Genomic DNA, 13,942 nt, shown 5'->3' with positions numbered 1-13,942 from the left:
CCATGGCTAAGCGTTCATTTTATTTTCTTGCCGATCTATTGTGCTTTTACGTAGCTTGTTTCATCTCATCCGGCAGTTCTAGACGCATAGCAAGCATATCTTCTCGCGTTGTCACCCATTGTTCGCGACAAGCCCTAATCATCCCGGCGTCCATAATCTTACGATCATTAATGACCCGTGAAAACCATTTAACTGCTTCTTGGAAACGTTGTAATCTCCGGTTCAGCTCACCCAGTAGATACATGAGCTTCGCATTATTCAAATCCATGCCTTCCGTTTCGAAAACATTCACATAGGAATCTAACGCAAATGTGAGGAAACGTTCTTCTTGCCCCCAGTCACCTTTGTCCCGGTAAAGCCAAGCCAAATGATGCAATAAACCAGCAACTACACGTGACTTCTCGTTTTTGATTTGTGCACTTAGAAGCGCTAGTTTAAAGCACTGAATGGAATCTTCCCACGTTCTCTCCTTGCAATAATCGCGCATCGACCAGTTCTGAGCTACTTTTTCATGGAACATGGTTCGTTCCGCCGGAGTCCATTTATCCGAGAAGTTCTCCGTATGTGCGTACCCGCAAAAAGGACAGATCCGCACTACGTAGAAATCAGGATTAATATCCTTATAGTGAAGGCAGAAATCCGTATCTGTTTTACTTGCCTTCTTGAAGCTTGGTCGAACCTTCTTCGACTTAAACGTATTGGTACAGTAAGTGCATGTCACTGATATGTCATATAAAGGTTCGACCACTTGCAATCCCGCCTTTTTCCCTAATTATTGTGGTATAGGAAGAATGGACTAGTCTTCCTCAGGTGTGTTGATAAAATGATAGGCAGAACCTCTTAGCCGTTCTATGAGAAAAGCCTGTAAATCATCCGGCATACCTATATCAGCCATCGCTTCTGTCATACAAGCCAACCATGCATCCGCACGTTCTCTTGTAATCGGAAAAGGCATATGCCTAGCTCGCATCATCGGATGACCATGGCGATCGGAGTACAAGGTTGGCCCACCGAAAAATTGGGTGAGAAACAATGTCTGTTTCTCTATAACTGGGTCTATGTTAGCTGGAAAAAGCGGCGAAAGTAACGGGTGCTGCTGCACTTTCGGATAGAAGGCCTCTACCAAACGACTTACCGTCTCCGCCCCCCCCATCAACTCAAATATGGTTCTGTTTTTGCTCTCTGACATACCAAGAAACCTCGCAATTCGTATTCAATAGTTCTCTAAATCCTCGTCCCCTGCGTGCATGAGCGTTTCTCGAATGACAAACACGAACATACAGACAACCAATCCGGCAATGACACCTGTCATTTGAATCACTCCCGACGTATGGATTTAAGTATTACTAGTTCTATTTTACCATAAAAACAAGGACTGAACAGTCCCGCAGACTAAAATAAAAGGCTAAATAGTCCTACTTGGACATGGGTATTTATCTAGACGACCTGCTATTTCATGAAATACGGGGCGGCATGTATGTCCAAGCTTATTCATATAGTTGAATAAGAGGAGGTATCTACCGTCTATGCCGAAACAAAACTTCACCCCAGCCTTACTTATATCATTTGTTATCATAGCCATCATTGTATGCTTGGTTCTATTCCCGCATGACGGGTTTCAAGCCGCGTTGCGCGGCGTTTCCATTTGGTGGGATGTACTCTTCCCAGCCTTATTCCCCTTCTTCGTTATCTCCGAAATTATGCTCGGCTTCGGAATCGTTCATTTCTTCGGCACACTGCTTGATCCGATGATGCGTCCCGTCTTCCGTATCCCTGGGATTGGCGGATTCGTGATGGCCATGGGATTTGCTGCCGGCTATCCTGTCGGTGCAAAGCTAACAGCGCAGCTCTGGGAACAGAAGCTGGTCAACCGCGAAGAAGGTGAACGGCTTGTTGCCTTCACAACAAGTTCGGACCCGATATTTCTGATCGGAGCCGTTTCGATCGGATTTTTCCACGACGCGTCCTTAGCTTTTATTTTAGCCATTGCCCACTATGGAGGTTCTTTCATGATCGGCCTCGTTATGCGGTTTCATGGCAGGAAGGCGTTACCTACACCTCAGCCGATTAAGGAGAGAGGTCCTATATGGAAACAAGCCTTTGAGACTATGCACAACGCGAGACTACAGGATGGAAGACCTCTAGGTACCTTGTTAAGCCAATCTATTCTTCAATCTCTTCGTTTGATGTTTGTTGTTGGTGGACTTGTTGTCTTCTTCTCGGTCGTTCTTGAGGTTCTCACTTCTGCTCAGGTGATGAATGTGTTCTACATTCTGATCACTTCTCTCTTAACGCTCACGGGCTTACCTCATGAACTCTCGCAAGCCGTCATGAATGGGTTGTTCGAAGTAACACTCGGTGCGAAAGCTGCAGGTGGTGCCCCCGCTGCGTTGGCGCTTTCCAGTAAAGTCGCAATAGGCGCCTTCATCCTCTCCTGGGCCGGCATGTCCGTACATGCCCAAATTGTCAGCTTGTTAAGCCATACAAACATGCGCTATCTCCCGTTCCTTTTCGCCCGCCTCCTTCATGGCATTCTCTCTGCTGCTATTGTTCTCCTTATTTGGGAGCCTATGCAACGGTTTCGAAGTCCTCAGGCCGTGTTCTTGCCGCTCTACGAGGCAAATTCACCCGTTTTGAGCTATCTAAAGCTTATTTTCCCGATAAGTGCGATGGTCTTTGTTGGTGCTTTTGCTGTCATCATGAGTCTCTTCCTCGCATATTCCTTACTTAGACTGGTGTATGAAAAGGTTGGTGGAACAAGATAATATGGGTAACTACGATCATGTTTATAAAGGGAGCGAATATCCAGATATGATAGAAGCCGTCCCCCAAGAGGCGAAAAAATTACCACAGACGATTGAACGACTTCGTGAGCTGGCTTTTAACTTATGGTTCAGTTGGAACCATGATGCATTGCAGCTATTTGAAAGCATGGATCCTAACCGCTGGAAAGCCCTCGGTCACAATCCCGTTCGACTGCTTCACGAGCTAGATGCTCCCCATCTTGAAGCCTTAAGCAAGAATACTGATTTTGTCGAGCGTTATCAACAAGTCATACTAAAATTCGATACGTATATGAATGAACCCGGTTGGTATGCAAATAATCATGCAGCCGAAGGCGATGTACAAATTGCTTATTTCTCTGCTGAATTCGGCTTTCATGAAGCGCTTCCAATTTACTCAGGCGGGCTTGGCATTCTTGCCGGTGACCATATCAAATCTTCCAGTGACCTCGGAATACCGCTTGCAGGCGTTGGCCTACTCTATAAAAAAGGCTATTTCACGCAAAAAATTGATGCGAATGGCAGTCAGCAAAGTGAATTATTCACCTATGATTTTGCGCAGCTTCCGATTCGTCCGGTACTTCAAAATGACCAGCAGCTCACGGTCTCACTCGATATCTCTGGTCGCACGATCACTCTCTTGGTTTGGGCTGCAAAGGTTGGACGCAATCTGGTTTTTTTACTGGATACCGATCATGAAGCGAATAATGACGGGGATAAAGCATTAACTGCGCAGTTGTATGGGGGCAATCAAGATATGCGGATCGCCCAGGAAATGGTGCTGGGAATCGGTGGCGTTAAGGTCCTCCGCGCACTAGGCATCTACCCGAATGTGTACCACATCAATGAAGGTCACGCGGCTTTCCTGACGTTAGAACGGTTGAAAGAACTGCTTCACTTGGGACTTCCTTTTCATGTTGCGGTTGAGACCGTGCGCTCCGCTACTGTTTTCACGACCCATACACCTGTTCCAGCAGGTCATGATACGTTCTCCGTCGGGATGGTGGAACACTATCTCGGTCACCTTTTCAGCGAGCTGTCTAAGCATAAACAAAGCATTATTTCATTAGGGCTTGATCATAAATCCGGGCAATTCAATATGACACATTTGGCGATGAATACGGCGGGACTCCGCAATGGTGTCAGCAAACTACATGGGCAGGTTTCGCGCGAAATGTTCAAGGAATTCCATGGTCATATCGATGCCAGTGAGGTCCCGATCAGCTCAATCACGAACGGAGTTCACTTGGATACGTGGACCGCCCCGGCTTGGAAGGAGCTTTTCGATCGATTCCTCCCAGGCACATGGCGAGCGGAGCAGTCCAACGAGCATCAATGGGCGCAAATCGAGGTTATTCCCGACGAATCCATTTGGAAGGTTCATCAGCATTTGAAGGAAGATTTAGTGCGTTATGCTCGCAATAGTCTCATGGAGCAACGCAAACGTAACGGGGAATCCGAAGAACGGATTGAAGAGGTTCGACAGTATTTAAATCCTAAAGCCCTTACAATTGGGTTCGCCAGACGCTTCGCTACTTACAAACGGGCCAATCTTATTTTCAATGATTTGTATCGACTCAAGAAACTTATCAGCGATCCTGAGCGACCTGTGCAGTTTATTTTTGCAGGCAAAGCCCACCCTGCTGATTACCCTGGCCAAGATCTCATACGAGAAATTTACCGCATCTCTCAGTTAAAAGAGTTTCTCGGTAAAATCGTTATTCTCGAAAATTATGATATCAACATGGCTCGTTATCTCGTTCAAGGCGTCGACATATGGCTAAACAACCCTCGCAGACCTCTTGAAGCTAGCGGAACTAGCGGCCAGAAAGCCGCAATGAACGGCGTTCTTAATTTTAGCGTGCTGGACGGCTGGTGGGAAGAAGGCTACAACGGTATGAATGGGTGGGCTATCGGATCCACGGGAGCCGCGGACTGGGCTGCACAGGAGAAAGAAAATACGAAAGCGATTTATCACCTTTTGGAGAATGAAATTATCCCACTTTACTACAATCAAGGTGAAATCCCTCATCAATGGATTAGACGCATGAAGCAATCTGTTCAATCGCTCAGCCCAGTCTATAACACGCACCGAATGGTGCAAGACTATACGAATTTGTCGTATATACCAACAGCCAAACGTGCTCGTCTTTTTGTCGCGGACAATTATGATGTGGCGACCAAAGTTGCCGATTACAAGCAGTTCATCCGCAGTAATTGGCATCAGGTTAGAATCATGAATATTGATGATGATCACGCCGATAAATCAACTTCTGACATTCCCTTGGATGAGATTCCACCCGGGACAAAAGAGATAACGGCACAAATCCATTTCGGCCCTATTTGGCCGCAGGATACGGCAGTAGAAGTCATTTATTATGCAGAAAATGGCGAAACGTGGGAGCAGAAAATCATCCTCATGGCTCCGATTGGGGAACTTATTGAGCAATCACAGCGCTTCCAAGCTACCATTCCCTCCCATCTTGTTCATGGGCCTCACTTCTCGATTCGTGTGCGTCCCATCTCAACCAACTTTGCACATTCGTTTGAACTCTCCCTCGTTACGAGCACCTTGTCTTAAGAATAAAATCGAATAACCTAAGCTAAAGCCCCGTTTGGGGCTTTTCTTATTGACTTAGATAAATTATGATGAGAAGAGTATTTACAGGATGTACAGGCAGATGTGAATGTAAATCTAACGACTTGGTGATGCTATGGATTGGAATAAGGTACTAGAATTGGCTTCCTTTTCGCCAAATCAGGATTGTCATATTATCATTGTTGGTGAATGTAAAGATGGACAACCTTTTTGCTTTGAAGATAACTTTGCTATCGACAAAATAAGTGAAGATTCGATAACGGTATGTCTTGAACAATTGGGTGTTTACCCTTTCGACAAACTCGAACATGTTTCTTTCGTTGAATTTTCTTTCAAAGATGGTGCCATTTTATACTACGCTTATGTCGATTTGATTGGTCTTGAACTCAAAAAAACGATCTGTACCCTGACATTATCTATTCCTGAGGAAGTTTTTCAACATCAAAACCGCAGACATCCTCGTGCTAAGCTTACACTGCGCACACCGATCACCTTACGTGTGGCTGGCATACGAAGCTTATCTGTTCAGAAGGGCGTCGCTTTTACCGGACAACTCCTCGATATCAGTGTTGGCGGATTATCCTTTGTCACATCCAATCGACTTTTCTTTCCTTTGATTCTGGAGTTCAGCTTCATACTCCCGAATGTCTCTCAACCTATAACTGTTTATGGTGAAATCGTAAGAGTTACGCATTTCAGCAACGACAGCTATCGGGTTGCCGCAGAATTTCGGCATACGCCTGAATCCATTCTCCAAGAAATTGATGCCTACTGCTCCAACTACTAAGAAACAATTTCACGAAAATTTAGTCCATGATTACGTAGCACATTTTGCTAAAGCAAAACTCTTAGGAGGAACAAGATTGAAATATAACGTCATTGAACGAGGCGATGACATCTCCAAGGGGCTGACCGAACGCTTCCACGCTCTCGCCGCTAAGCAAGGCATGCCAAGGGATGAAGATCATCCTGATATCGTCCTGTCCATTGGCGGAGACGGCACGATGCTCCAAGCTTTTCATAAATATGTGGACAAGTTAGATCATATCGCATTCGTTGGTATCCACACGGGGCATCTTGGTTTCTTCGCTGATTGGAAGCCGAACGAATTAGATCATCTAGCTTCATTAATGTTTAGTGTTGCAACACCAGAGGAGTTGCAAGTCGTGCGCTACCCCGTTGTCGAAATCGAAATAACGACGGACAATGGGGTTGAAACACATCTTGCTCTTAACGAGTTTACGATTCGCGGGATCGAAGTTTCACTAGTTGCAAGACTTCACGTGAACGATGAAATGTTCGAAATGTTCCGTGGTGACGGTATCTGCATATCTTCTCCTGCAGGCAGTACGGCTTACAACAAGAGCTTGGGTGGCGCCATGGTCCATCCCTCGCTTGAAGCTATTCAAATTGCCGAGATCGCATCGATTAACAATCGCGTGTATCGTACACTGGGTTCATCGATGATTTTACCGAAGCATCACCACTGTGACATTTACCCCAAGGCCCAGCAGAATATGCTGCTGTCGCTCGACCATAAATATATGCAGCGTGCCGATGTCGTCTCCATCCGTTGCCGCGTTGCTTCCCATGTCAAAGTGAAATTTGCTCGCTTCCGTCCGTTCCCTTTCTGGAATCGTGTTCGCGAGGCCTTCGTTGGCCTTGAAGTCAAATAGGATACTGAACAACAAAACGCCAACTGCGCTCCTTTTTCATGGAGTTCAGATGGCGTTTTTCTATTTACTATGGCTGCTTAAACTGTAGTTGAACTGATTACTTCTGCTGGTGTTTGCTGTTTAGGCGCGTTTACTTTCTCGATAATAAAGTAAGCACAACCGAAGTTGCAGTACTCATTCAAGTAATCTTGAAGAGCTGCGATAGAGGATTCTTTGGTCGCCTTTGGGTGGATTTCTTTAAAAAAACCTCTCAGTCGTAATTGACTATATCCCCAATCGCCCACAATATAATCGTACCGCTCCAACACTTCGCTGAAGCGTTCCTTGAACACTTCGAAATTCCAACCATTTTTGTGATCGGTAACAAGCTCGTATGTTTTATTGGCAATATGAATCATGGTGGTAGGAAGCTCTCCTTTCTATGATCCGTTCATTGAATTCGAATTCTAAACGCTTGATGCTGCTTTCACCTGTTCATGCGCATGATAGGAACTGCGAACCAGCGGGCCCGACTCTACGTGTTTAAAGCCACGTTTCATGCCCTCTTCCTTCAGCATTGCAAACTGTTCAGGTGTGTAATACTTTGAAACTGATAAATGCGTCGTGGACGGCTGTAAATATTGACCGATCGTCATAATATCACAATCCACTTCACGCAGATCTTCCATCGTTTGCAGCAGCTCGTCCCACTCTTCCCCTACACCAATCATGACACTGGATTTCGTTGGAATGTTCGGGGCTATCCGTTTAGAACGCTGCAGCAACTCAAGTGAACGGCGGTATTTCGCTTTGGAACGAACGCGATCTGACATCCGCTCAACCGTTTCCATATTATGATTCAGAATATCTGGCTTTGCTTCAAGCACGGTAGCCAGTGATTCTTCTCGACCTAAGAAGTCAGGAATCAACACCTCAACTGTGCACATCGGCAGTTTACGACGGATCGCTTTGATCGTCTCTGCGAAAATCATAGCACCGCCATCCGTTAAATCATCGCGTGCCACCGAAGTAACAACACAATGACGAAGCCCCATTTGTAGCGCTGCATCTGCAACACGTTCCGGCTCTTCCAAGTCAAGCTCTGTTGGGAGACCTGTTTTAACTGCACAAAAGCGACAAGCCCGCGTACAAATATCGCCTAATATCATAAAAGTCGCTGTCCGATTCGCCCAGCATTCATGAATGTTCGGACACTTGGCTTCTTCACATACTGTATGCAACGTCTTGGAACGCATCATGGATTTAATTTCTTTGAAATTCTCATCGGTCTTAAGGTTGATCTTTAACCAGTCTGGTTTTCTCTCTAATACTTTTCTAGGCACTGTAATTCCCGCCTTTTTATTTGGTTTCTCAATGATGTTATTATAACATGAATGACTGACAAAACAATCCACTTTGGGGGTCACTTGTGATACACTTGTTTAGATGGACCAAAACAGCTCAGCTTACTACATAAAGGCTGTATGGGAGGAAAGAAACATGAGCATAACTGAAGTGACGCGCGAGAAAGATCGCAAGCTTGGCGAAATTTTGAGAAACATGGGCCGTGTCATCGTCGCCTTCTCCGGAGGGGTAGACAGTACATTCGTCCTCAAACGTGCACAGCAAGAGCTGGGTGACCAAGTCCTTGCCGTAACCGCAGCATCTGAAACGTTTCCCACGAGGGAGTTTGATGCCGCTGCACAACTTGCAGAGCAATTTGGCGTTCGCTTGCATAAAACAGAGGTAAAGGAATTGGAGAACGCGAATTTCGTTGCCAATAATCCTGACCGTTGTTACCACTGCAAGACGGGGCTTTATTCCCATTTACAAGACATCGCGAAGGAACTGGGCTATCCGTTTCTCTTGGATGGTTCCAATGTCGACGATCTAGGCGACTATAGACCAGGACTGCAAGCGAAGAATGAGCAAGGCGTCCGCAGTACGCTGCAAGAAGCCGGCTTAACCAAAGACGAGATCAGAGCGCTTTCCAAAGAGCTTGGTCTGAGCACATGGAACAAACCTTCTTTTGCCTGCTTATCCTCTCGTATACCGTATGGTACGCAAATCGAGAAGTGGAAGATTGACCAATTGGATGAAGGCGAATATTTCCTTTCCCAGCTTGGGCTCTATCAAGTACGCGTGCGTCATCATGAGAAGATTGCACGAATCGAAGTCATGCCAGACGAAATTCACAAAGTCGTTGAACATCGCGATGCGATTTATGAGAAATTCAGCAAGCTTGGCTTTACGTATGTCACGTTAGATTTGCAAGGCTACCGCACGGGCAGTATGAATGAAGTGCTATCCCAAGAAACGAAAGATAAGGTGAAAGAAGCTTCCTTATGATGGACTTAGAGAAGATCCTAAAACTCGTCCAGGCCGGCGATCTGGACATCGACGAAGCCAAAAAGCAAATCATCAAAGAAGGCGGGTCAGGTCCCGCCAACCTTGATCTTGGATTTGCGCAGCTCGACATCGATCGCGAGAAGCGTACAGGCTTCCCCGAGGTCATTTTCGGGGAAGGCAAGACGCCCGAGCAGATCGAGGCCATTTTCCGGCGGCTGATGGAGCATACCGACCGCGTGCTCGCCACACGCGTCGACGCGGCCAAAGCCGCCTATGTTGTAGCCAACGTGGAAGGTGTCACCTACCACGAAACCGCAAGGGCGCTCACTTGGTTTAAGCGCCCGCTGCTCAAAGTCCACGACGGCTATATCGCCGTCGTGTGTGCAGGCACCTCCGACCTCCCTGTGGCGGAGGAGGCGGCCCTTACAGCCGAATGCCTAGGCAGCCACGTTGAACGCGTGTACGACGTGGGTGTCGCTGGCATTCATCGGCTCTTCCGCCGGCTCGAGCTCATTCGCGGTGCGAACGCGATTGTAGTTGTTGCCGGCATGGAAGGCGCACTCGCCAGCGTCATGGGCGGGCTTGTGTCTAAACCCATCGTCGCTGTACCGACGAGTATTGGGTACGGCGCGAACCTTGCCGGGATCGCACCGCTGCTATCCATGCTCAATAGCTGCTCGCCGGGGATCTCTGTCGTTAACATCGACAATGGTTTTGGTGGTGGTTATTATGCGGGACTCATTAACAAAAATATGTCGAAACGAGCGTGAATTACAACCATGCGCATTTTATATTTGGACTGCTTCTCCGGAATTAGCGGCGATATGACCCTTGGCGCTTTGGTTGATGCGGGAGCAGATCGTGCTTACATTGAGGATGAGCTTTCCAAAATCAAACTAGAGCCCTACACCTTGGAATGGAAGCGTGTTGTGAAACGCGGCATTTCTGCCCTTAAACTGGATGTCATACTCGATCCGGAACATCCTCCAAAGAAACACAGACATTATTCAGAAATCGTCAATGCCATTCAAAAAGCAGAATTCAATGAGCGGGTTACAGCACTAAGCTTAGCTATTTTCGAAAAAATTGCGATTGCTGAAGCTAAGATTCACGCTACTCCTATTGAAAAAGTACATTTTCATGAAGTCGGTGCCATTGATTCCATCGTCGACATCGTAGGTGTTGCATTAGCCATCGACTCTTTACAAATCGAGCGTATTTTCTCCTCTCCAGTACCACTTGGATCAGGAACCATACATATCGATCATGGTATTTATCCGGTACCCGCTCCTGCCACACTGGAGATGATGAGAGGCTTACCTATCGCGTCAACGCCTTATAGTTTAGAAATGACAACGCCAACTGGTGCCGGAATTATTTCTGGCATTGTAGATGAGTTCTCCAAAAGCTTCCCACCGATGGTCGTTGACCAAATCGGTTATGGTGCAGGCACAAGAGACTTGCCTAAACAGCCAAATGTTCTGCGTGTTGTCGTTGGCAAAATTGACCCGTTTATTGGTAAATGGCAGGTTAGCCATGAGCATCTAGCGCATGATCATAGTCATGAACATACACATACGCACGATGACCATCACCACCATCATGATCATGCACATACGCACGATGACCATCACCACCATCATGATCATACGCATACGCACGATGACCATTCACACAGTCATGACCATAAAGTCGATCATAAACACGATCACGATCATCATCATCATGATCACTCTCATACTCATACGCATCATGGCGATGCCGCACCTGGCACCCCACAATAGCATTAAACATGACAAACGCCCTTCCATCACAATGGAAGAGCGTTTTTTTGTTTCTGTTGTTGCATAAATAGTAACCTAACTTCCTCATAAACCATTTTCAGAGGTACTTCATGCATTCTTGCTACTTGTTCACATTCCTTAAATTCAGGTGCATATTGTACTAACTTACCAGCGTGATACCCAACTTTTACCGTTAAGGGTCCCCAAGCTGTTTCTACATGCTCAAATTCTCTGGCCAATCGATGACAAGATGCATGCAAATATCGAATGCCAAGTGTGGTCGTTTCACTAAATATAACTTCCTCAATCTGAGACAATCGTGCCTCGTCCACTAATACATTCAGCATGATGCCAGGACGTCCTCGTTTCATAATGATGGGCACCATGTATACATCATTTGCACCCACATCAAAAAGCTTATCCATCACATAAGTCATCCACTCTGGATTCATATCATCCAAATTGGCTTGAACTAATAGCATATGATCGTCTACATGCTCATCTCTATGGTTAAAAGTCACTGTTTCCACCTCTTATTGGCATCATAGCAAATATCACGCAACAACGAAAGATCGAAGGATAAACAACAAGACATCCGTACATCCTAAGAACTAACATTTCAGGAAGGATGATAGAGATGCAAAGCAGAGCATTTTGGTCAAAGGTTCTCGTCCTTAGCCTCCTCCTATCAACAATCTCATTACCACCTTTTTCAACTATTGATGTATCATCAGCTATGACATATGACCAGAAGGCTCCTATACCAAACTCCCAACCGACCAAACCTTCACAAGCGGAGCGAAAAGAGCTTTTTGAAAAAATAGGCTTACTCACGGGTATCCCTTGGACGTACCTAGCTGCTGTAGATCAATATGAGAAAACCATGAACACCGCCAAAAAAAGAACAGTTCAACAAAGCATCACGAATATTTATTTTTCAGAACTGGTTTGGGCGGGTATGCTTAATCCAGATCCACAAGACTCCAATTTGAAAAGTGTTTCCTTTTTCCATGGCTTAGGGCGGGATGGATCGGGGGATGGCATCGCTGACCGAGCCAACGATTTAGATGTACTAGCGGCTATGGCAGCGATCTTAGGCAATAATGGAACTAAAGTTGATAACTTACAAATGAACCTTTGGAATTATTACCACAACGCACGTAGCGTAGAACGTATCCGTCAATTCGCTGCAATCTATGAGTCTTTGGGCACATTAGAGGCAAATGCTCATGCATTCCCACTCCCTGTTACATCCAACTACTCTTACCGAAGCACATGGGGAGATAGTCGCGGCTGGGGTGGACACCGTACACATGAAGGAACTGACCTATTCGCTGGCTACGGTGTTCCTGTTAGAAGCACTTGCTATGGCATCGTTGAAATAAAAGGGTGGAACCCCTACGGTGGCTGGCGAGTTGGCATTCGTGATCTAAACAACATTTATCACTACTACGCCCACCTTTCTGGTTTTCAAAAGACGCTCAAAATAAACGATATCGTCAAGCCCGGACAAACCATCGGTTGGGTCGGCAGCTCCGGATACGGAAAACCAGGTACATCCGGTAAATTTCCTCCTCATCTTCATTTCGGACTATACCGTGATAACGGCTCAACAGAATGGAGCTACGATCCCTATCCATCCTTACGAAGATGGGAGCGCGAAGATCGAAGTAAAAAGAAATAAACCCGCCATCTTACGGTGGGTTTATTTTTTTAAGACTTTTATTTAGTTACACCTTCCTTCGGTGTAGCATTCGTTGACCCTGAATGTGGAATAGTTGGTAATGTTATGCTTGGTGGACTGCCCTCCTTCGAACTTCCCACTGGATTACCTTTATTGTCATAGTAATAAGTAGGAACATCCCCCACAACAAGCGAATAGGAAATAGGAATTTCCGTTTCTACAATTTCAGTTTCGGAATCAAATGGAATAATAACAGAAACTTCGGCAACAATGTGCACATATACTTCAAACATCACCATATTAATCCCAACATTCTGAGTTCTTGTATTTAAATCCACTTTCACACTTCCAACAGGAAGTAGTCTAATCGGGATATCTGGACCAAATGAGGCGAGAATAGCACTATTCATAGCCTGCCCAAGCGGAATATGATCTGCAATACTTTCTAGATTATTCAACTCTCCTTGGACCGTCTTAATAGCCTCCGAAGTAATCCTCATATGCTCATTATAGTTCAACATAAAACCTGTTATTTTATTGTTCTTATCCATTTTCCAATCAATTAATTGCTCAGCATTCGTTCCTCCTGCCACATGATCAGCAATTGCACTATTTATCGCTTGGGTTGCAATCTGTTTAACCCTAACCTTCGCCAGATTCATCAAAGGCGGCCTTAAATTTCGTTCAATAAAAATAAAAAACTGAATGCAAAACAAGACTAAGATGAGCAAACCAATCCACAGTACCTTTTTACGGCTTGTTTTTACAGTTGGCCTGCTTCTCCATCGTCGCCTCTGCAGCATGCGTTTCCCCCTTCCTCCGTAACCAAATTCCACATAATTCATTAGTACTACCTTATGCGGACATGTTTTGAAAAAGACGATCCAATCCTCCACCATCCATCATTCCTAACTAACATACTCCCCAATCATTCTCTCCACATGACCAAACCACACTATCCTATTTCACTCCTGTCCCGATTGCACTTTCGTACTTTTTACACATTACCGTTGTTATTGCTCTGCCCTTTTTACGCACTAACTTTTCCTCAAATGTACTTACCCTATTTCAAACTCCCTGCCTTTCCC

Annotated in this window: 14 protein-coding genes; 8 read left to right on the top strand and 6 right to left on the bottom strand. The window is 45.7% G+C overall.

Annotation, left to right across the window (positions count from 1 at the left end; genetic code table 11):
• Positions 1 to 46 precede the first annotated feature (46 nt).
• Both HQN88_RS25720 and HQN88_RS25715 read right to left on the bottom strand, forming a co-directional pair.
• The gene (locus tag HQN88_RS25720; protein ID WP_173117885.1) at positions 47 to 748 is read right to left on the bottom strand and encodes a DUF2225 domain-containing protein; all 702 of its coding nucleotides are present in this window, start codon (positions 746 to 748) and stop codon (positions 47 to 49) included.
• Between the two features lie 48 nt (positions 749 to 796).
• On the bottom strand, positions 797 to 1,189 hold the full coding sequence (locus HQN88_RS25715; protein WP_173117883.1) for a globin domain-containing protein: 393 nt from the start codon (positions 1,187 to 1,189) through the stop codon (positions 797 to 799).
• A 337-nt stretch (positions 1,190 to 1,526) separates the two neighbouring features.
• On the opposite strand from HQN88_RS25715, the gene ylbJ reads away from it, so the two are divergent.
• The 4 genes from ylbJ to HQN88_RS25695 all read left to right on the top strand — a co-directional run bounded on the left by ylbJ (position 1,527) and on the right by HQN88_RS25695 (position 7,058).
• Positions 1,527 to 2,765 (top strand): sporulation integral membrane protein YlbJ, encoded by a 1,239-nt coding sequence (gene ylbJ, locus HQN88_RS25710; protein ID WP_173117881.1) that lies wholly within the window; start codon positions 1,527 to 1,529, stop codon positions 2,763 to 2,765.
• Between the two features lies 1 nt (position 2,766).
• Complete coding sequence (glgP, locus tag HQN88_RS25705; protein WP_246320455.1) at positions 2,767 to 5,364, top strand: alpha-glucan family phosphorylase; 2,598 nt, start codon at positions 2,767 to 2,769, stop codon at positions 5,362 to 5,364.
• Positions 5,365 to 5,497: 133 nt separating this feature from the next.
• On the top strand, positions 5,498 to 6,169 hold the full coding sequence (locus tag HQN88_RS25700) for a flagellar brake protein (RefSeq protein ID WP_173117879.1): 672 nt from the start codon (positions 5,498 to 5,500) through the stop codon (positions 6,167 to 6,169).
• Between the two features lie 76 nt (positions 6,170 to 6,245).
• Positions 6,246 to 7,058 carry an NAD kinase gene (locus HQN88_RS25695; RefSeq protein WP_173117877.1) on the top strand — a complete coding sequence of 271 codons (813 nt, stop codon included), beginning with the start codon at positions 6,246 to 6,248 and terminating at the stop codon, positions 7,056 to 7,058.
• Positions 7,059 to 7,135: 77 nt separating this feature from the next.
• On the opposite strand, the gene HQN88_RS25690 is transcribed toward HQN88_RS25695, so the two are convergent.
• Positions 7,136 to 7,456 (bottom strand): YutD family protein, encoded by a 321-nt coding sequence (locus HQN88_RS25690; protein ID WP_065850742.1) that lies wholly within the window; start codon positions 7,454 to 7,456, stop codon positions 7,136 to 7,138.
• A 48-nt stretch (positions 7,457 to 7,504) separates the two neighbouring features.
• On the bottom strand, positions 7,505 to 8,452 hold the full coding sequence (lipA, locus tag HQN88_RS25685) for a lipoyl synthase (protein WP_173118014.1): 948 nt from the start codon (positions 8,450 to 8,452) through the stop codon (positions 7,505 to 7,507).
• 85 nt (positions 8,453 to 8,537) lie between these two features.
• On the opposite strand from lipA, the gene larE reads away from it, so the two are divergent.
• From larE to larC, 3 genes are read left to right on the top strand one after another with little or no spacing between them, the layout of a single operon-like run.
• Entirely contained in the window at positions 8,538 to 9,386 is an 849-nt protein-coding gene (gene larE / locus HQN88_RS25680) for an ATP-dependent sacrificial sulfur transferase LarE (protein WP_056613311.1), read from the top strand.
• A complete protein-coding gene (gene larB / locus HQN88_RS25675; protein ID WP_173117874.1) occupies positions 9,383 to 10,156 on the top strand; it encodes a nickel pincer cofactor biosynthesis protein LarB in 774 nt (257 codons plus the stop codon). The genes larE and larB overlap by 4 nt, the downstream gene beginning before the upstream one ends.
• 9 nt (positions 10,157 to 10,165) lie before the next feature.
• Positions 10,166 to 11,170 carry a nickel pincer cofactor biosynthesis protein LarC gene (gene larC, locus HQN88_RS25670; RefSeq protein WP_173117872.1) on the top strand — a complete coding sequence of 335 codons (1,005 nt, stop codon included), beginning with the start codon at positions 10,166 to 10,168 and terminating at the stop codon, positions 11,168 to 11,170.
• A gap of 26 nt (positions 11,171 to 11,196) precedes the next feature.
• Here the strand turns inward: larC and larC2 are convergent, their stop codons facing one another.
• Positions 11,197 to 11,691: a nickel pincer cofactor biosynthesis protein LarC2 gene (gene larC2 / locus HQN88_RS25665; protein WP_173117870.1), complete on the bottom strand. Its 495-nt coding sequence runs from the start codon at positions 11,689 to 11,691 to the stop codon at positions 11,197 to 11,199.
• Positions 11,692 to 11,807: 116 nt separating this feature from the next.
• Here larC2 and HQN88_RS25660 point away from each other — a divergent pair, with 116 nt between their 5' ends.
• Positions 11,808 to 12,854, top strand: coding sequence for a M23 family metallopeptidase (locus HQN88_RS25660; protein WP_173117868.1), 1,047 nt, complete (start codon positions 11,808 to 11,810; stop codon positions 12,852 to 12,854).
• A 38-nt stretch (positions 12,855 to 12,892) separates the two neighbouring features.
• On the opposite strand, the gene yunB is transcribed toward HQN88_RS25660, so the two are convergent.
• A complete protein-coding gene (gene yunB / locus HQN88_RS25655) occupies positions 12,893 to 13,657 on the bottom strand; it encodes a sporulation protein YunB (protein ID WP_246320454.1) in 765 nt (254 codons plus the stop codon).
• Positions 13,658 to 13,942: the final 285 nt, after the last annotated feature.

The sequence above is a fragment of the Paenibacillus qinlingensis genome (assembly GCF_013204845.1).
Taxonomy (GTDB): Bacteria; Bacillota; Bacilli; order Paenibacillales; family NBRC-103111; genus Paenibacillus_E; species Paenibacillus_E qinlingensis.
This window is presented reverse-complemented; position numbering and strand designations above follow the sequence as displayed.